This is a genomic window from Campylobacter sp. FOBRC14 (genome assembly GCF_000287855.1).
In the GTDB taxonomy this organism is placed as follows: Bacteria; Campylobacterota; Campylobacteria; order Campylobacterales; family Campylobacteraceae; genus Campylobacter_A; species Campylobacter_A curvus.
This window is the reverse complement of sequence record NZ_ALJJ01000016.1, coordinates 115205-133754: the sequence shown is the minus strand read 5'-3', so window position 1 is coordinate 133754 and position 18550 is coordinate 115205. Positions and strand designations below refer to the sequence as shown.

At 45.8% G+C, this 18550-nt stretch carries 16 protein-coding genes and 1 pseudogene; 13 read left to right on the top strand and 4 right to left on the bottom strand.

All coding sequences use genetic code 11. The features are described 5' to 3' along the window. Positions 1-10: 10 nt before the first annotated feature. From HMPREF1139_RS11990 to HMPREF1139_RS07935, 6 genes and pseudogenes are all read left to right on the top strand, one after another. Positions 11-412 (top strand): annotated as a pseudogene (locus HMPREF1139_RS11990) (S8 family serine peptidase); the annotation flags it as partial. Continuing rightward, the gene (locus HMPREF1139_RS07955) at positions 398-2407 is read left to right on the top strand and encodes an autotransporter domain-containing protein (protein ID WP_332247896.1); all 2010 of its coding nucleotides are present in this window, start codon (positions 398-400) and stop codon (positions 2405-2407) included. The pseudogene HMPREF1139_RS11990 and the gene HMPREF1139_RS07955, both read left to right, overlap by 15 nt. Before the next feature lie 138 nt (positions 2408-2545). Continuing rightward, positions 2546-3247, top strand: coding sequence for a molybdate ABC transporter substrate-binding protein (modA, locus tag HMPREF1139_RS07950; RefSeq protein WP_009650806.1), 702 nt, complete (start codon positions 2546-2548; stop codon positions 3245-3247). A gap of 40 nt (positions 3248-3287) precedes the next feature. Beyond that, positions 3288-3953 carry a molybdate ABC transporter permease subunit gene (locus tag HMPREF1139_RS07945; protein ID WP_034966386.1) on the top strand — a complete coding sequence of 222 codons (666 nt, stop codon included), beginning with the start codon at positions 3288-3290 and terminating at the stop codon, positions 3951-3953. A 64-nt stretch (positions 3954-4017) separates the two neighbouring features. Beyond that, positions 4018-4476, top strand: coding sequence for an acetyl-CoA carboxylase biotin carboxyl carrier protein (accB, locus tag HMPREF1139_RS07940; protein WP_009650900.1), 459 nt, complete (start codon positions 4018-4020; stop codon positions 4474-4476). Then, positions 4476-5807 (top strand): acetyl-CoA carboxylase biotin carboxylase subunit, encoded by a 1332-nt coding sequence (locus tag HMPREF1139_RS07935; protein WP_009650871.1) that lies wholly within the window; start codon positions 4476-4478, stop codon positions 5805-5807. The genes accB and HMPREF1139_RS07935 overlap by 1 nt, the downstream gene beginning before the upstream one ends. A gap of 67 nt (positions 5808-5874) precedes the next feature. Here HMPREF1139_RS07935 and HMPREF1139_RS07930 read toward each other — a convergent pair whose 3' ends face one another. Beyond that, positions 5875-6705 carry a peptidyl-prolyl cis-trans isomerase gene (locus tag HMPREF1139_RS07930; protein ID WP_009650961.1) on the bottom strand — a complete coding sequence of 277 codons (831 nt, stop codon included), beginning with the start codon at positions 6703-6705 and terminating at the stop codon, positions 5875-5877. Between the two features lie 69 nt (positions 6706-6774). On the opposite strand from HMPREF1139_RS07930, the gene gltX reads away from it, so the two are divergent. The 5 genes from gltX (at position 6775) to HMPREF1139_RS07905 (ending at position 11957) form a co-directional block, all read left to right on the top strand. Beyond that, positions 6775-8154: a glutamate--tRNA ligase gene (gene gltX / locus HMPREF1139_RS07925; RefSeq protein WP_009650855.1), complete on the top strand. Its 1380-nt coding sequence runs from the start codon at positions 6775-6777 to the stop codon at positions 8152-8154. Continuing rightward, a complete protein-coding gene (locus HMPREF1139_RS07920) occupies positions 8151-9404 on the top strand; it encodes a malic enzyme-like NAD(P)-binding protein (RefSeq protein ID WP_009650785.1) in 1254 nt (417 codons plus the stop codon). Before gltX ends, HMPREF1139_RS07920 begins: the two co-directional genes overlap by 4 nt. Continuing rightward, positions 9405-10031 (top strand): uracil phosphoribosyltransferase, encoded by a 627-nt coding sequence (upp, locus tag HMPREF1139_RS07915; protein WP_009650918.1) that lies wholly within the window; start codon positions 9405-9407, stop codon positions 10029-10031. It begins immediately after the preceding gene. A gap of 660 nt (positions 10032-10691) precedes the next feature. Further along, the gene (locus tag HMPREF1139_RS07910) at positions 10692-11243 is read left to right on the top strand and encodes an NAD(P)H-dependent oxidoreductase (RefSeq protein WP_009650956.1); all 552 of its coding nucleotides are present in this window, start codon (positions 10692-10694) and stop codon (positions 11241-11243) included. 15 nt (positions 11244-11258) lie between these two features. Beyond that, entirely contained in the window at positions 11259-11957 is a 699-nt protein-coding gene (locus tag HMPREF1139_RS07905; protein ID WP_009650865.1) for an MqnA/MqnD/SBP family protein, read from the top strand. Positions 11958-11978: 21 nt separating this feature from the next. Here the strand turns inward: HMPREF1139_RS07905 and HMPREF1139_RS07900 are convergent, their stop codons facing one another. The 3 genes from HMPREF1139_RS07900 to selA form a co-directional block, all read right to left on the bottom strand. After that, complete coding sequence (locus HMPREF1139_RS07900; RefSeq protein ID WP_009650933.1) at positions 11979-12698, bottom strand: histidine kinase; 720 nt, start codon at positions 12696-12698, stop codon at positions 11979-11981. 61 nt (positions 12699-12759) lie between these two features. Then, complete coding sequence (selB, locus tag HMPREF1139_RS07895) at positions 12760-14577, bottom strand: selenocysteine-specific translation elongation factor (protein ID WP_009650787.1); 1818 nt, start codon at positions 14575-14577, stop codon at positions 12760-12762. Then, a complete protein-coding gene (gene selA, locus HMPREF1139_RS07890) occupies positions 14574-15899 on the bottom strand; it encodes an L-seryl-tRNA(Sec) selenium transferase (protein ID WP_009650925.1) in 1326 nt (441 codons plus the stop codon). Before selA ends, selB begins: the two co-directional genes overlap by 4 nt. Positions 15900-16038: 139 nt before the next feature. Between selA and HMPREF1139_RS07885 the strand changes: the two genes are divergently transcribed. Beyond that, positions 16039-17715, top strand: coding sequence for a 4Fe-4S dicluster domain-containing protein (locus tag HMPREF1139_RS07885; protein ID WP_034966362.1), 1677 nt, complete (start codon positions 16039-16041; stop codon positions 17713-17715). Further along, entirely contained in the window at positions 17708-18424 is a 717-nt protein-coding gene (locus HMPREF1139_RS07880) for a TorD/DmsD family molecular chaperone (RefSeq protein WP_009650919.1), read from the top strand. The genes HMPREF1139_RS07885 and HMPREF1139_RS07880 overlap by 8 nt, the downstream gene beginning before the upstream one ends. The last annotated feature ends 126 nt before the right edge of the window (positions 18425-18550 follow it).

Below are 18550 nucleotides of genomic sequence, written 5' to 3'. Positions count from 1 at the left end.
TTTCACGGCTGGAAACAGAAGCTTGATGCAAGAAAGCTTCACGCGTGCGATGTTGCCGTATTCCCGCCCAGACGCTGAGAAATACTGGATAAACGTGACAGGACAAACGGGCGATGTGGGCTATCCAAACGACAAAAATCAATACATAAATGATGATAAGCCATTCGCGGACATTCAAGAATTTAACCAAGCAGGGCACTCAAAGTGGTGGACTATCGCAGCTCCATCTGAGTCGATATACGCGGCAAACGTCGATGTCGTCCATCCTGATAACTACGGCAATTCGATCTACGAAAGTGGCGGTGGAACAAGCTCAGCCGCCCCACACGTCTCAGGCGCATTAGGTATTATCTTCCAGCGTTATCCATATCTTAGCGTATCCCAAGCACGTGATGTTATGCTAACCACAGCTAGACAATACACTCTTAGACCAGGACTTGAAGGCAAACCTCTTGAACGCTGGGGCAGCCAAGGAGCTGGCGTGCCTAGTGAGGTTTGGGGCTGGGGCATACTTGATCTTGGCAAGGCTATGTTTGGTCCGGGGCAATTCCTAGGAAAATTCGACGTAACGATGAACATTGATGATATCTGGTCAAATAACATCTCCGATACTGCGATAAAATTTAGAAAGACAGAAGATGATAACGACGCGGCTACTTGGGCAGCTAGAAAAGCCGTGCTTGAATCAAAGGCAAATTTAAGCGCCGAAGAAAAAGCGGAGCTAACCATGGAAGCAGCCAGAGAGAAAGCAAGAGCTTTAAGAGCGGCTGAGGGATACGAGGGCTCACTGGTAAAAAGAGGACTGGACACGCTGACTTTGGTCGGAGACAACTCATTTACGGGAACGACCACGATATATGGCGGTAAAATTTCAGCCCTGAATCAATCCTTGAAAAATAGTAAAATTATCGTAGAAAATGGCGGCGCACTTGAAATTTTAAAAAGCAGGACCTACTACACTCCTTCAAGCAACGGCTGGTACGAAAATACAAAAGACAGCACGACCGATGTTGTAAAAGCCACTATAAACAGCGGCGGTGCGTTTTTACTTTCAAGGCCGGGCAGCTCGAACGTAGATATCACCTTTAACAAAGGCTCGCTAGTAGGCATCAGTCCAAGTGCCGACGATCTGGTAGAGATGATGAACTCTTCGTTGGTTAAAAAAGGCTATAGCGCTCAGGGTGTCTTTAACGGATATGAAAATGCAAATTTCGCCCAAGAGTATGCATTTTTTGATCTTACGAAGGAGGAATTTAGCGCCAGCAAGCTAAAGATATCCGTCAAGAAAAATGATAAAACGATGATCGACTTTGTAAGCTCGGCAAATCAAAACAGGATAGCTAAATTTATAGGGGATTCGGCTGTGTTGCCCGCTTCAAATGCCGGTGCTGGCTTTAGATCCGCAGCCACTAGCAGGCTTAAAACGAGCGATTTATATAGAAATTTACTCATCGCTACTCCGCAACAAGCCAGAGATACCTTTAAAACGCTTGCAAACGATGCGAATTTCGCCGCACAAAACACATCCGTGCTAAACGCCATCTTGCTAAGAAACATCATCTCTAATCACAAAGCGAATTTGGCCGCTACGAACGTCGATCAAAAAGAGAGCGGGCTAAATTTCTGGACTGCTACGATGGCTCATAACTTCAAATACGACAGCACCGACATCAAGTCTCGAACTTTCGCTCAGGTGTTTGGAGCTGACGGAGCACTGAGCGATCGCACGAGGCTTGGCGGTGTGTTAGCGCTTACCAGAACGACCACCAAATCAGACGGACAAAAAGATTATAAAACGCTAAATTCAAGCTTTGGCGTTTATAGCCAAACTGATCTGGGCGATTTTAGGATAAACGCCGGTGCTACATACACAAAGGGCAACCGCCACAAAGAGAGCACTTCGAGCATCGTCCAATACGTCTCAAACGGCAATGTCAAAAATAAAGAGATCCTCGCTACGCTATACGCTGACATCGGCTATAACGGCATAAGCGTCGGGGATTTCAGCCTCACGCCGTATTTAGGAGCTAGCTATATAAATGCAAAAACAAAATCAAGCCAGCAACAAATCGGCGTTTATACGATGAGCACGAGCAAAGACAGCAGAGACATCGGCATAGCGACTATCGGCATAAACCCGAGCTATGCGTTTGGCATATTTAATGCAAATGCAAATATAGCCTATAATAGGCTATTTGGTCAAAAAGCTCCCAGCACGACTGTCAGCCTAGGCAGCAACGGCAGCATAGATCTAGAAGGCGAGGAACTAAAAGATCTAACGACGGTAGATGCTGGCGTAGAGGCAAATATATTTAAAAATGCCTATTTAAGGCTATCTTACGTCGGAGCATTCGGAAGCGACGTCAAGTCAAACGGCATCAACGCTAAATTTAGCTGGTCGTTTTAAATTTTAAAATTTCCAAGGCTCGTTTGAGCTTTGGAAATTTTGTTTTTATGTTGCTAGCAGCGCATTTTATCCCTAAATTTATCAATATATAATAATATATTTTATACCATTAAAGCCAAATTCTATTTAGGAGGGACAATGAAAAAGTTATTGTTTTTATCGCTGGCAGCGGTATTTGTTTTTGGTGCGGATAGCCTTCTAATCGGCGCTGGTGGCGGTTTTAAAAAGCCTGTGACCGCGGTCATCGAAAATCTCAAAAAAGATGGCGTGAATGTCGAGGGCGCGTTTGCAAATTTAGCCCAGATCACGGCTCAGGCAAAGCAAAGCGACATGGCGCTCATCGTGGGCGACGAGGCGTTTTTAAAGAAAACCGACCTTGACATCAAAGGCTACGAGCGCATCGGCAAGGCAGGTCTCGTGCTCGTCACGCCAAAGGGCAAGCAGATAAAGGACGCGAGTGAGCTTAAAAATTTAGCCAAGATCGCGATGCCTGACGCTAAAAAGGCGATTTACGGCATCCGCACGGTGGAATTTTTGAAAAACGCAAAGCTTGAAAGTGAGCTCGCGCCTAAAATTTTAGCCGTCGCCGGCGTGCCGCAAGTCGTTACATACGTGCTAAACGGCGAAGTTGATGCTGGCTTTATCAACTCGACCGAGGCGGAGGCTAGAAAGGGCGAATTTGGCTCGGTCATCTACATCGACGAGAGCCTTTATAGCCCCGTTTTCATCAGCGCGGCAAAGCTTGCTAGCTGCGATAAAAATGCTAATTGCGCTAAATTTTTGGACGAGCTAAAAACACCTCGTTCAAAAGAGATCTTTGCTAAATTCGGGCTAAAATAGATCAAAAGTGCGCCTAGCATTTGAAAGGGAAATTTTGCAGATCGTTGATCTAAACTGGCTGATACATCCTCTTTTTCTTAGTGCAAAGACGCTATTTGTGGCGTTTTTGCTTTTTATCTTCATCGGCTTGCCGATAGCTTATTTCCTCGCGTTTTATAAAGGGAAATTTAAGGCGATTTTAGAGGCCATTGTAATGTTCCCGCTCGTATTTCCGCCCATTGCGACGGGTTTTTTGCTACTTTATCTTTTGGGGCGAAACAGCTTTATAGGAAAGGCTCTTGGGCTAAATATCGTATTTAGCTTCAATGCTCTTGTCATAGCGGCGTTTTTAGCGGGCTTGCCGCTTTTGGTAAAGCCCGTTCAAAGCGTGCTCGAAAGCTTCCCAAAAAGTCTCATCGAGGCTGGTCTTAGCCTTGGCAAGAGCCGCTTTGAAATAGCCATTTTCATAATGCTGCCGCTAATCTTTAAAAGCGTGCTTTCGGCTCTTATATTGTCCGTCGCAAGGGCGCTTGGTGAGGTCGGCATCACACTCATGCTAGGCGGCAACATCGTTGGCAAAACAGACACCGTTTCGCTTGCGATATTCAACGCCGTTTATGACGGACAAAATGAAAGAGCCTTGATCTTGAGCCTGATTTTGGTCGTTTTGAGCGTTGTTATGTTTGGATTTATAAACTTTTTAGACGGGGCTAAAGCGGCGAAGTAAGTTTTAATTTCACTAAATTTTGCTACAATACGCCAAACTACTTATAAAATTTTAGGAGAACTAAATGAAAAAAGAAGATATTAAGGAGCTGATGCAGATCTTTGATAGCATGACGATGAATAAAATTCGCATCAAAGAGGGCGATTTTGAAATAGAGCTTGAGAAATTCGCCGACTGCTGCGAGCTGCCCGCTCCTGCGCCAGTAGTGCAAGCCCCTACGCCCGCCGCTCCGACTCCGGTAAATGTCGTCTTAAGCACCGAATCAAAACCGAGCCAATCTCCAAAAGATAGCATCAAATCGCCTATGGTAGGCACATTTTACATGGCTCCAAGCCCTGGTGCAGCACCGTTTGTTAAAGTAGGACAAAGAGTCAGGAAGGGCGATGTTATTGGTATAATCGAAGCTATGAAAATAATGAATGAGATAGAGGCTGAATTCGACTGTCAGATCACCGAGGCCCTCGTGGCCGACGGACAGCCGGTGGAATTTGGATTGCCGCTATTTGGTGTGGAGAAAATTTAATGGAGCTAAAGCGAATTTTAATCGCAAACCGCGGAGAGATCGCTCTTCGAGCTTTGCGAACGATAAAGGAGATGGGCAAAGAAGCCATCGTGGTGCATTCGACAGCCGATGCCGACGCACTTTACGTTAGATATGCCGACGCTTCGATCTGCATAGGCAATCCCCGCTCAAGCGACAGCTATCTAAATATCCCGGCCATCATCAGTGCAGCCGAGATAAGCGAAGCGGACGCGATATTTCCGGGATACGGCTTTTTGAGTGAAAATCAAAATTTCGTCGAAATTTGCTCTCATCACAAGCTGAAATTTATAGGGCCAAGCGTAGAGGCTATGGCTTTGATGAGCGATAAAAGCAAGGCCAAGCAAATGATGCAGCGTGCCGGTGTGCCGGTGATCCCGGGCTCTGACGGTGCGATAGCAGACATCAAAGTCGCCAAGGATTTAGCTAAAAAGATCGGCTATCCGGTCATTTTAAAAGCAGCTGCAGGCGGTGGCGGTCGAGGCATGCGCGTAGTCGAGAAAGAAGTCGATCTTGAAAAGGCTTTTTGGTCGGCCGAGAGCGAGGCGATGAGCGCATTTGGCGACGGCACGATGTATATGGAAAAATACATCCTAAACCCGCGTCACATCGAGGTGCAGATCATAGGCGACAGCCACGGAAACGTCCTTCACATCGGCGAGCGCGACTGCTCGATGCAGCGCAGGCATCAAAAGCTCATAGAAGAGAGCCCTGCGATATTGCTTGATGAAAAGACGCGAAAAAGGCTTCATGAAACGGCCATAAAGGCGGCAAAAGCGATCGGCTATGAGGGAGCGGGGACGTTTGAGTTTTTAGTCGATAAAAATTTAGACTTTTACTTCATCGAGATGAACACTCGCTTACAAGTCGAACACTGCGTGAGTGAGATGGTGAGCGGACTTGACATCATCGAGTGGATGATAAGAGTCGCGCAAGGTGAGAAGCTACCAGCTCAAAGCAGCATAAAGCTAAAAGGACACTCGATAGAGTGCCGCATCACTGCAGAGGATCCAAATACCTTCGTGCCAAGCCCCGGCAAGATCACAAAATACGTCTGTCCTGGCGGCCGCAACGTGCGAATGGACAGCCATATCTATCAAGACTACTCTATACCGCCGTTTTATGACAGCATGATAGGAAAGCTAGTCGTCTGGGACGAGGATAGAAACAGAGCGATCCACAAAATGAAAGTCGCATTAGATCAGCTCATCATCCAAGGCATCAAAACCACGCGTGATTTTCACATCGCGATGATGGAAAATCCCGACTTCATAAACAATAACTACGATACGAACTACCTATCAAGGCACTAGAATTTACATTTAGACCCGCTCTGGCTGAAATTTAGCCAAAGCGGGCGAAATTTACGTTAGCTACGATTTATCTTAAAATTTGCACTTTCGCTTTTGCGCGTAGCTTATCGAAATAATCTTGCATGGTTTTTTGCTGCTCGTTTTGATAAAGGCTGTTTATTATCTCGTCTTTAATCTGATCAAAGCTTGGCGTATATGAGCCGATCTTGTTTTTGACATAAAACATGTCAAAGCCCTCTTGTGTCTTGAAAATTTGCGTGAAGTCTCCGATCGCGGTGTTTGCTATGATCGAGGCTAGCTGCGGGTTCGCGCTTTGATACTCGAGTGTTAAATTTTGCGCCTGGACGCCTTTTAACGGGCTTAGTTTGCCTTTTTGATTTTCTAGCTCTTGCATGCTGGCGGCTCTAAACAGCACGATCTCGGCACTGTTAAAGATATTAAACTGCTCTTTGTTCGCCTCGTAATACGCCTTTGCACGCTCGTCAGTCACGTTTTTACCGGCTTCTGATGCGATATTTCTATATAGCTTTTCTTGAAGCATCTTTTTTTCGACTTCGTTTTTAAAGTCCGTAAAGCTCGTTCCCTGCGACTCTACGGAGCTTCTAAACTGAGTGCTCGTCATGCCGTTTTGCTTTGCTATCGCGTCTATGCGCTCATTTACTTCAAATGGCGTCACGCTTATGCCTAAATTTTTGATCTGAGCTTGCTCCAGACGGTCTCTGATCAGTAAATTCAGCGCCTGCGACTCATCTGTTTTTAGCTGTTCTTTTAGCTGATAGACTTCATAAAGTGTGATCGGTTCGTTTTCGACGATAGCGGCGATCCCGTTTACCATTTGGGCTGAAAATAAATTTAAAGCGGCGCACACACTAGCGGCGAAAAAGAGCTTTTTTGTCATAATAAAACCTTTATTTAAGTAATTTGTAAATATAATTTGAGCCATTATAACATAAAATCAAGGCACGAAATGTTAGTCACCAGATTCGCCCCATCTCCTACGGGGTATTTACATATCGGCGGTCTTAGAACAGCACTTTACAACTATCTCTACGCCAGAGCAAACGGCGGAAAATTCCTGCTTCGTATCGAGGACACCGACCTGAAACGAAACTCAGAAGAAGCCACGCAAGCGATAAAAGAAGCCTTTGCGTGGTGTAAGCTTGATCATGACGGCGAGGTCACGTACCAGTCGCGCCGCTTTGAAATTTATAAAGAATACGTCGCAAAGCTACTAGCCGAGGGCAAAGCCTACAAATGCTATATGAGTAAAGAAGAGCTTGACGAGCTACGCAAAGAGCAAGAAGCGCGCAAAGAGCGACCAAAATACGACAACCGCTATCGTGACTTCACCGGTACGCCGCCAGAGGGCATAGACCCCGTGATCCGCATAAAAGCCCCGCTAAGCGGCGAAATTTTGATACGTGACGGTATCAAAGGCGAGGTCAAATTTAAGGTCGAGGACATACTTGATGATTTCATCATCGCTCGCAGCGACGGCACACCGACGTATAACTTCACGGTCGTGGTCGATGATGCGCTCATGGGTGTCACGCACGTGATCCGCGGCGACGATCACCTCTCAAACACGCCAAAGCAGATCGTGCTTTATGACGCGCTTGGCTTTAAGCAGCCGGAATTTTTCCACGTCGCGATGATAAACGGCGAGGACGGCAAGAAACTTAGCAAACGCCACGGCGCGACTGACGTGATGGAGTATAAACGCATGGGCTATTTGCCCGAGGCGCTTTTAAATTTCCTCGTGCGGCTTGGTTGGAGTCACGGCGACGATGAGATTTTTAGCATAGAGGATATGCTAAAATACTTCGATCCGCACGACATAAACAAATCATCAAGCACCTACAGCGCCCAAAAGCTCGACTGGCTCAACGCTCACTACATCAAGACCTTGCCGTATGAGAGGCTGGCTGATGAGATGAAGGAATTTGGCGTGGATTTTAGAGCGTTGCCTAAGGGTGAGCTACTGCTAAATTCGCTTCGCGAGCGTTCCAAAACCTTAGTCGAGATGAGCCAAAGTGCAAAGGCGATCATCGACGCACCTGCCGCATACGACGAGAAAGCGTATGCTAAATTTATCACGCCGGCTAGCCTTGAAATTTTGGCTAAATTTGCTGAAATTTTGACGCTAAATTTAGACGCGGCGGGCTATGAAAAGATCACGAACGAATTTTTAGAGCAAAACGGACTAAAACTAAAAGACTTAGCGCAGGCTTTGCGCGTGGCACTGACCGGCAGCAGCGTGAGCCCGAGCATATTTGAAGTGCTTGAAGTACTTGGTAGCAAAGAGATCAAACAAAGAATTCAAAATATTTTAAAGGAGAGAAAATGACACACGTGACAAAAGAAGAGGCGCTAAACTACCACATCGGCGGCAAGATCGAGATAAAGGTCAAGACCCCGTGCGAGAGTGCAAAAGACCTATCCATGGCCTACACACCGGGCGTGGCTGAGCCTTGTAGAGAGATAAACAAAGACACCGAGCTAGCCTACAAATACACGAACAAGGCGAATTTAGTCGCCGTTATCACTGACGGCACGGCTGTGCTGGGGCTTGGCGACATCGGCGCGGTAGCGGGCAAGCCCGTAATGGAGGGCAAGGCGGTGCTGTTTAAAAAATTTGCAAACGTCGATGCCTTTGACATCGAGCTAGACGAGCACGACGCGGACAAGATCGTTGAAATTTGCAAAGCCCTTGCGCCAACCTTTGGCGGCATAAATTTAGAGGATATCCGCGCTCCAAAGTGCTTTGAGATCGAAAAAAAGCTACAAGATGCGGTCGATATCCCCGTCATGCACGACGATCAGCACGGAACGGCGATGATAACGAGTGCGGGGCTCATCAATGCGCTTGAAATTTCAGGCAAGGACATCGCTAAAATAAAAATCGTCGTAAGCGGCTCGGGGGCTGCCGGCATCGCGTGTGCGAAGATGTATAAGGCGCTTGGCGCAAAAAATATCGTGATGATCGATAGCAAAGGCGTCATCCATGACGGGCGCACCGACCTAACGCCCGAAAAGGTCGAATTCGCCGTCAAAACCGCCGACAGGACGTTGGCAGACGCAATGAAAGGGGCGGATATGTTTTTAGGCTTGTCAAAACCGGGCGTGCTAACAAAAGAAATGGTGCTAACGATGAATCCTGAGCCTATTATTTTCGCGCTTGCCAACCCTGTGCCTGAGATCTTCCCCGAAGACGTGGTCGCCGTGCGAAGCGACGTGATGATGGGCACTGGCAGGAGCGACTATCCAAATCAAGTAAATAACGTGCTTGGTTTTCCGTTTATATTCCGTGGGGCGCTTGATGTGCGCGCAAAAAAGATCACCGAAAATATGAAAATGGCGGCGGCGCGCGCGCTGGCAAATTTAGCCAAAGAGAGCGTGCCGGAGGAGGTTTTAAAGGCTTCTGGCGTGAGCGAGCTAAAATTTGGCAAAGACTACATAATCCCTAAGCCCTTTGACAAGCGCGTGCTAACCGCAGTCGCCCCGGCAGTCGCAAAGGCTGCGATCGAGGACGGCGTCGCGCGCGTAAAGGACTTTGACATCGCGGCTTACACGGCAAAACTCGCAAAAGGATTTTAAATGAAAAACGTCAGGCTCATCTCGCACCCCTTGATCGAACACAAACTCGCCATTTTAAGGGATAAAAACACGCAGCCGTTTCAGTTTCGCATGCTCGTTGATGAGATAAGCCACCTGATGATCTTCGAGGCCACACGGGATCTAGATCTGCGCGAGATCAGCGTGCAGACCCCCGTGGCTACGACGAAGGCGCGAAAGCTCTCGACCAAGGTCATGATCTGCCCGATCCTGCGCGCCGCGCTTGGGATGCTCGATAGCGTTTTTACGATCATTCCTGATGCGAGCGTGGGGTTTCTTGGCTTTCAGCGAAATGAAAAAACCGCGCAGGCGGAGTTTTTCTACGCGAAGCTGCCAAAGGACGCTAAAAGCCGCCTTGCCATCATCATCGATCCGATGTTTGCTACCGGCGGCACGGCGATAGATGCGGTCAAATTTCTACGCGAAAACGGCGTTAAGCAGATCAAATTTATCTCCATCATCGCCGCTCCCGAGGGGCTTAGGCGTTTTAGCGAAATTTACCCTGACGTCGAGGTCTATACCGCTGCGATCGACGAGCGACTAAACGAGAAAAACTATATCGTGCCGGGACTTGGCGACGCAGGCGATAGGGTGTTTAATACGCTGTAAATTTACAAAACCAAAGCAGATCTCACGAAACGACACCATTTTTGCTGTGACTTCGAGCTTATACGCTTAACAACTGCTTCTTTAAAAGCTGTAAACGTCCACGAGATAGGATTGAAGTAAACAGTAGCCATCGCCCAAGATCGCTACTGTTATTTGTCACGCTTGAATTTCAAATAAATCTTTGGCTCTGTTACAATATCTCATTGATTTTTAGATTTTAAAGCGAAGTCAAATCTTGTGAAGCGACGCTATCGCCGCCGATTTACACGGAAGCGACAGCTGACCGCGTAAATCGTGCTATATGTTCGGCGCCTTGCGGAGCGAACAGGGTTTGCGAAGCAAGTGTCAATGATTTATTATAACAGAGCCAAATCCTTACACCGCACTTTGGCTCATCAATGCCTGCACCCTGGACATTATCTTATCAGCTTGCTTTTTGGCTTCATTCTCGCTTAGCAAAATTTTATGCGCCATATCCTTGCCTCTATGCTTTAAAAGCTCGTATATCAGGGTCTCATCCTGTACTATTTTATCAAAATTTAATTTTGGCTATATAGCGATGAAATAGGCTAAAGATCGCTTAAGAAGCATTAAAATTTTAAGCAAGTTTGAGTATAATTTTGAGAGAAATTTTTAAAATCTACAATCAAAGGAGCAGGTATGAAGACTACCTTGATAATGTCGCACCCGTATTTCGAGGATTCGCGTGTCAATCGCGCTTTGTTCGAGGCGGCAAAGGGTGTGCCTGATGTGAGCGTGCGCCATTTGGAGGCGATTTATGGCAGTGATACGCGCGCATTTGACGTAAAAGCCGAGCAAGATCTACTGATCGGTGCAGACAGGATAGTGTTTCAGTTCCCGATGTTTTGGTTTTCCGTCCCGCCTATGCTAAAGGCCTATATGGACGAGGTTTTAAGGGGCAAGTTCATAAACGATAACGGCAACAGCAAGCTTGATGGCAAAGAGCTTCAAATAGCCATAAGCATCGGCGCTCAAGAGTCCGAATACTCCAAAAAAGGCTCGGTCAAATTCACGCTGGGTGAAATTTTGCTTCCTTTGCAGCTTGGAGCGTATTACTGCGGCATGACTTTCAACCGCATCTTCGCAGCCGGCGGTGCTTTAGGCGCTACGGAGGCTGATATCAAGGCCCACGTACAAAGATATGTGAAGCTGCTTAGAAACGAGCTGGAAGAGGATGAATATCAAATTTAAGCGAGTGAGCGAGATATGATATTTGGTAAGATAGACTATCTAAATTTGCTCCCTTTCCATATATTTTTAAAGCGCTCTGCGCTTACTAGCTATGTCAAAAAGGCGATCGAGTTTAAAAAAGGAGTGCCAAGCAAGCTAAATCGCGACCTAAGAAAGGGGCGCATCGACGCTGCGGTGATATCCAGCGTCGAGAGCAGGCGAGGCATCTATAAGAAGCTTGATCTTGGCATCGTCGCCAAACGACAGGTAAAAAGCGTGCTGGTGCGTAAAAATAGCGTGCCAAAGCTTGATAGCGCAAGTGCCAGCTCAAATATGCTAAGCCGAGTTTTAGGGCTAAAAGGCGAGGTCGTCATAGGCGACAGGGCGTTAAAGGCTTATATAAACGAAGGCGCGGATAGATTTCACGATATGGGTGAAATCTGGCATGCAAAAACGAATCTACCATTTGTTTTTGCCAGGTTTTGCTACCGAAAAAACGGCGAAATTTATAAAAGATTGGCCCGAAATTTCTTACGTCAAAACGTAAAGATCCCGGGCTATATCCTGCAAAGCTACTCAAGATCGCGCCAGATCCGCCCGCAAGAGATCAAATGGTATCTGAAATTTATCAGCTATAAGCTCACTGCCAAGGAGAAAAAGGCGCTTTTTGTATTTTTAAATCGTGCCAGAAGGCTGAAATTTAAGCCCGAATTTAAAGAGGCGAGCAAAATTTAGATTTAAGCTCGCCTTTTGGGGTTATTTTTTAGTAAGTATCGTTTCGTCGACGAAGAAAGGAACGCTTCTAAGGCCGGCTAAGAGGTATTTGCGTCTTAGGTTGTCCATTTGAGCGACTTGCTCGTCAGTGACGCTATGCTCTGGTACTTTAAAATTCTCTGCGAAATATTTCCTTAGTACTTTGACCTTGTCGCTGTCTGACTTGACCGATTTTAGGTCTTTGTAGATGAGGTAGCTCTTTTCAAGTGCGCTTTTGTCGTGCACAGGTGTCAAGATGATCTTTAGATTCTCATTTTGTAGCGTTTTTTCGATATTTTTTAGCTCCTCACGGCAGTAAGGGCACTCCGGATCGCTAAACATCACTCTCGTGGCCTTTTTGCTATCGTTGCCAAGCCTTATGATATTGGCCGCATCCTCGTTTTTATAGATGGCTGATAGCTTGGTGATCATCATTTGTTCTTGAAGCTCACCTTTATAGCTTTTGCCGGTTTTAAGATCGAGGATGTCAGGTAAGAGCAAATCGCCTTTCGTGAAGATTATCTCGTCTTGACTAATGCTACCGTTATTTAGCGTCAAGACTACGGCTTCGTATTCTTGGTGGTCGCTTAGTTTGTGGCGAGATGAAATTTCGACATTTACGCCTTGGGGGACGATCTGCTTGTAAAAGCCTAAAATTTGCGCATCTGTTGCGGCAAATAGTGCGCTAGCCGCGATCATACTCGTTAATACGATTTTTTTCATTGATTTACCTTTTTAAAAATTTTTTGCGATTATATATAAAAAATATAAAATGACAGTTAAATCAGCCCTTAAAAATTCGGTTTTGCCCGTCTTTTGCTATGTCGCTTGCGCGGTCGAGGTTCTCAAGATAGGCTATGACGTATTTTCGGCTTAAATTTAGAGCGTCTTTGGCGTTTTGCACGTTTGCGAAACCATCTTTTTTGATCAGCTCTCGCAGCCTATTCATCGCATCTTCAAGCGATTTTGCCGTGATGAAGAGATTGTGCGCCAGCCTTACGACGCGACCGGCGGCGGTAAGCTTTTTTAGCGCATTATCGCCGCTGATGCGGTCTATCTCGAGCTGGTCATAGATGTTGTAAGGAGCTTCCGGAGCAAGCTTTGCGGCGTCTAAAATTTTATAAATTTCATCCTCCAAGCGTATCTTCAGCTCGTTGAAATTTACTCCGCTTTTGGTATAAACGCCCTCGTTTTTGACGATGGCACCTTCATCTTGCAGCTCGTCTATAGCCTTTTGGGCTAAATTTTCACTCGCCCAGCCAAGTTTTAATGCGACCGAGGAGGCTGAAAATATGGCGAATTTGTTTTTCTCGAGTATGAATTTCACAAAGCTTTTTATACGAGAGATAGCGTTTATGTCGTAGATATTTAGTGCTTTTTTATCGACAAAGACGTTGTTTAGGCTCTTTGCTACGCCAAGCGCCTCTTCATGCGTAAGGCCGAAGCGCTGATACGAGCCTATGATGCCAAAGCCGTTTTTATGGATATCCTTTAGCATCGTAAAGGCGCTTTTAAAGTCGCTTTTGTTAAGAGCGTTTAAAAATGCTATTTTGATCTGCTTTTTCATCGGCTCAATTATTGGATTTAGCACGCGTCCGCCGCCTATGACGCGACCATTTGAGATGAGCACGAAAGGCTCGTTAAATTTTAAAAACATCTCTTTTTCAAATTTGAACGTAACAAAAAGGCTATCGCTTTCTTTGCTTAAAACTAGCGTTTTTGCCGCACACTGCTTGCTTCCTACGCAAAATGTCACGTTTTGGTTGTGCATGAGGTCTGCAAAAACGACCGCATCGGCTTCGTTAAAACCCCTGAAAAAGCCCTTTTTGCTAAGTAGCTGACCTTTTTTTAGTTCGCTTAGCTCCACGCCTGTTAAATTTAGCGCCACGCGGTTACTGGCACTGGCGCTTTCTACGAAGCTGTCGTGCATCTGCACACTTCGCACGCTCACTTCTTTGCCAAGGTCGCAGTCAAAGAGCTTTTCGTTTTTACGCACGCTGCCCTCTATCACGCTACCAGTCACCACCGAGCCTATGCCCTTTAGGCTAAAAACTCGGTCTATGTAATAGCGAAAAACGCCGTCTATATCGCGCTTCTTAGGCTTTATGTTAAAAAGATAGTTTTTTAGCTCCGCGATGCTTTGCTCGTCTTTTATGCTGGTCGCAAAGACGTTTAGGATCTGTAAATTTGGAAATTTTGCGATGTAGTCTCTGATCTCGCGCTCTCTTTGGGCTAGCTCCTGCGCGCCTACCAGATCGCTTTTTGTTATGGCTACTATAATGGAATTTACGCCAAGTAGGCTTAGGATATTGATGTGTTCTTTGGTTTGAGGCATTATGCCTTCGTTTGCCGCGACCACCAAAAGGCACGCGTCAAAGCCAAATGCGCCGCTGATCATCGTTTTAACGAGGCTTTCGTGCCCCGGTACATCGATGAAAGCGATATTTTCATCACCTCTTTTTAGGTTTGAGAAGCTAAGATCTATCGTGATGCCACGCTCTTTTTCTTGCGCCATCACGTCGCCCTCAAAGCCGTTTAACGCCTTGATCAAAGCTGTTTTGCCGTGGTCTATATGCCCGGCGGTGCCGATTATCACGCTCATTTCGTCACCTCGTTTATGACCTTTGTGAGTTTGGCTACGTCTTTTTGTAGCACGCAGCGAAGATCTAGTAAAAATTTATCATTTTCTATGCGGCCGATGACCTTTTTGGCTCTGAAATTTCGCTCGTTTGTCTGCGCGTCGCCTTTTAATGCCAGTGCGATGCTTGGTATGCGCTTGTTTGGCATCGTTCCGCCGCCTACGAAGGTCTGCGTGTCTAAAATTTCAAGCGGGCGGGCTAAATTTTGATTTATCTCGCTGGCTAAAATTTTAAGCTCATCTACGCTTTTATGCAGCTGATTTAGCGTCGTGATGAGAGAAAATTCTTTGTTTATGTAGGCCTTTATGCTCTCGCAAAGTAGCGAGATGATGACTTTATCGACACGCAGCATCCTTAAAAGCTGATTTTTGCGAAGCTTTGCTATGAGCTCCTTTTTGCCAAGGATTATGCCGCATTGCACCGAGCCAAAGAGCTTATCGCCGCTAAAGCTAATGAGGCTTGAGCCGCTTTGTAAAATTTTACTCACGCTAGGCTCGTCTTTGTCTAGATTATATGGTAGATCGCCGATGTGACCGCTACCAAGGTCGTAGTAATCAAGTAAGCCTTTGCTTTTGGCTAAATTTGAAATTTCGCCGATACCCACATCCTCGCTAAAGCCCACGATGTCAAAATTCGAGCGATGCACCTTTAAAAGCATTTTTGTATTTTCGTTTATCGCGCTTTCGTAGTCGCTAAGGCGCGTTTTGTTCGTCGTGCCGATCTCTTTTAGGCTGGTTCCTGATGCGCTCATGACCTCCGGAACGCGAAAGCTACCGCCGATCTCGACCAGCTCGCCGCGGCTGACTATCGTCTCGCCTCCTCGCGCAAAGGTATTTAGGACCAAAAATACGGCGCTTGCGTTGTTATTTACTATGAGGGCGTCTTCGCTGCCAAAAAGCGTGGAAAGCAGCCCGGCCGAGTAGTCGTAGCGGTTGCCGCGAGAGCCTGAAAGCAGATTGTATTCGAGGTTTGAATATGAGCATATTATCTCTTTTGCCCGCTCATAAATTCGCTCGTCTATCACGCTCCTGCCAAGATTTGTATGGATGCTCACACCAGTCGCGTTTATCAGCGGTGCTAGCTCGCCGGCCTTATACTGCTCGTATTTTTGCGCGATCTTTTCTATTATCGACTCTTTGCTTAGCGAATTTTGCCCGAGCTTTAAAAGCTCTCTTTGCTCTTTTAAAATATCTCGTGAAATTTCGCCAAGCACTGGTTTTATGGCGTCTTTGAAACGCTCAAGGTTTAAAATTTTATCTATTTGCGGGAGGTTTTGAAAGCTCATGTTTTCTCCAAGTAATTTTTGTTACTGGCGCAATTGTATCACATTTTTACTTACTTTTAAAATTTAAAATTTTAACTTAACTGAGCTTTAAACTCATTAATAGTAGTATGTGAAAATTTTAAAAATCAAGGCTGCAAAGATGAAGGAATTTGGCTTTTACAACCCTAGCGGCGAGGCCGTGATGCTAAACGAGCAGATCGAAGTGACCACCGATGAAAACGCTCATTTTTTAGTGTCGAATTCGCCAAGATTGAGCGCGGATATTGTCGCGCCTGAGATCGATTTTTATCTTAAAAATTCAAGTGACGGCGTCCTTGAAAAGGCAAAAACCACTCTCATGCTCTATGAAGCGCGCGCGACCTGTTTTGACCTGGCAAAAGACATCGACTACGAGAAAAAGGTCGGTAAAAACGTAGTCGTAGTAAGTAACGGCGGACGCGAAAATTTAGCTCAAATTTTAAAAGATAACGGCTACAAAGTGATCGAGCTCTCTCATATCGAAGTGAAATTCGTCTACGGCGCGGTCGGAGAGCTTAGCGTCATCGTCACTCGCGAAGAGGGCGAATTTGAGATCGACTGTGACTTTTTACTCGCTCAAAACGCCCGCGAATACATGCTAAAACAAAGCGGTTGTATCGAGATAGCACACATGAGCGATGATGAAATTTTAGAATTTTTGAACGCTCACTCGCCAAGCTATCCTTACAAAAGCTTCATTACTTATGATTCGAGTATTTGCCAGTATCATGAGCGCAGAGAGGAGATCTGCGGCAGATGCGTCGAGGTCTGCCCTAGCGTAGCGATACTAAAAGAGGACGAGACCAAGCATCTTGTGTTTTCGCACATCGACTGCGTGAACTGCGGCGAGTGCGTGAGCGTTTGTCCTAGCGGCTCGATCGATTATTCGCTCATGCCTAGAGCGGCGTTTATCGAGGTAGCCAGGATGTATAAGGGCAAGATCGCGCTTATAGTGCCGCGCGCAAGCGATCTTGAAAATTTAAACGTAAATTTACCCGCCAATGTAGTGCCGTTTGCGATAGAGGGCGAGAAATTTTTGAGCCAAACGCATCTTTTGACCCTGCTTCAAGAAAGCGGTGCAAACGTTATCCTCTACTCAAATGCCAGGCTAAAAGGCACGAGTATGGCGATTGATATCGTAAATCAAATTTACGAGCTGAAATTTAAAAAGACCGCCGTTTTCGTCGCCAAAAACGAAAGAGAGCTAAAAGAGGCGCTTTTGAAGGTGGAATTTATCGAAGGCAGCGAGCACCACATCAGCGAATACGCCCTTGCTAAGCGTGAAATTTTTGCTAAGAGGTTGGAGCTTTTAGTCGGTAATGAAAATTTAGGCGCGATTTATACGGACGAGCCGATAAGATATGGCTACGTCACGATAAATCAAGACACCTGCACGCTTTGTGTCAGCTGTGTGGGCGCTTGTAACGTAAATGCCTTGATAGCCGATAAAAATGAAAATTCTATCAAATTCAACCCTAGCGTATGCACGGCGTGCGGATATTGCGAGCTTAGCTGCGCTGAAAAAGATACGATCAAGCTAAACGTCGGTAAGGTCGAGCTGGAGCCAAAATTTTTCACTTACAATGAGCTTGCCAAAGACGAGCTATTTAAATGTATAGAGTGCGGTAAAGAGTTTGCGACCAAAAAAGCGGTCGAAAAGATAGCCACGATCATGGCGCCGCGCTTCGCCTCACAGCCAGATAAGATAAAGACGCTTTATTGCTGTGCCGACTGCAAAGCCAAGATAATGGTAAGGGCTCAGCTCGCAGCCGCCCAAAGGGGAGAAATTTATGAGTAAAAATGTCGAAATTTTAAAGGCGAGGTCTTATTATTACGAATTTTTAGCTATGCCTTTTTTTTTCTACGAGACGGCGGATAAATTTAACCTTTGGCGCGCTCAGCTTGACGAGCTAGCGACAAATCCGCTAAACGAAGAGAGTGCAAACGCCTTTGCAGAGCTTAAAAAATTTGACTTTAAGGCGTTTAAAGCCGAGCAAAATTCAGTGCTATTTGACCTAAGCTACATAAATGTGCCTCTTGGTATCAGCTTTTATGAAGAGGGGCGAGACGAGGGCGCGGCTAGGCTGCGTGCTATCGAAATTTTAAAGAAGAGCGGCTACCGTCGAGACGTGATAAAATGCACAAGTAGCGAGGATTTCGTAGGATTTGTGTTTCTTTTGATGGTTACGTTTTTAAGAGATGAAGCAAAAGAGGAGATAAATGAGCAAAGCTTTAGTACTGAGCTTTTTGAGAGCTTGATAAACGGCTTTATAGACGAGTTTATCGATATGCTTTATGATCATGAGAGGGCGGAATTTTTCAGGTCGCTAGCCTTGGTGATGAAAAGCTTTTTTGCGCTTGAGCGCTCGCTTTTAGCTATCGAAGCCCCGCAAAGAGATAAAAGCGTGCAAAGTCCGGCCGAGGCGGCTCTTAACCGCAAGCCATATCAAACGAAAATGCCGACTGCAAAATCTAAAATACACTGGGACGAATTTACTGCATTATAAATTTCAAACGATCCGAGTTTTCTTTGGCTCGGATCATAATTTTTAAATTTCATTAATAAAACATTATATATTTTTAAAAATTTATAAATTTAAAAAAGTTATTTTTAAATTTTAAATCGTTTTTCT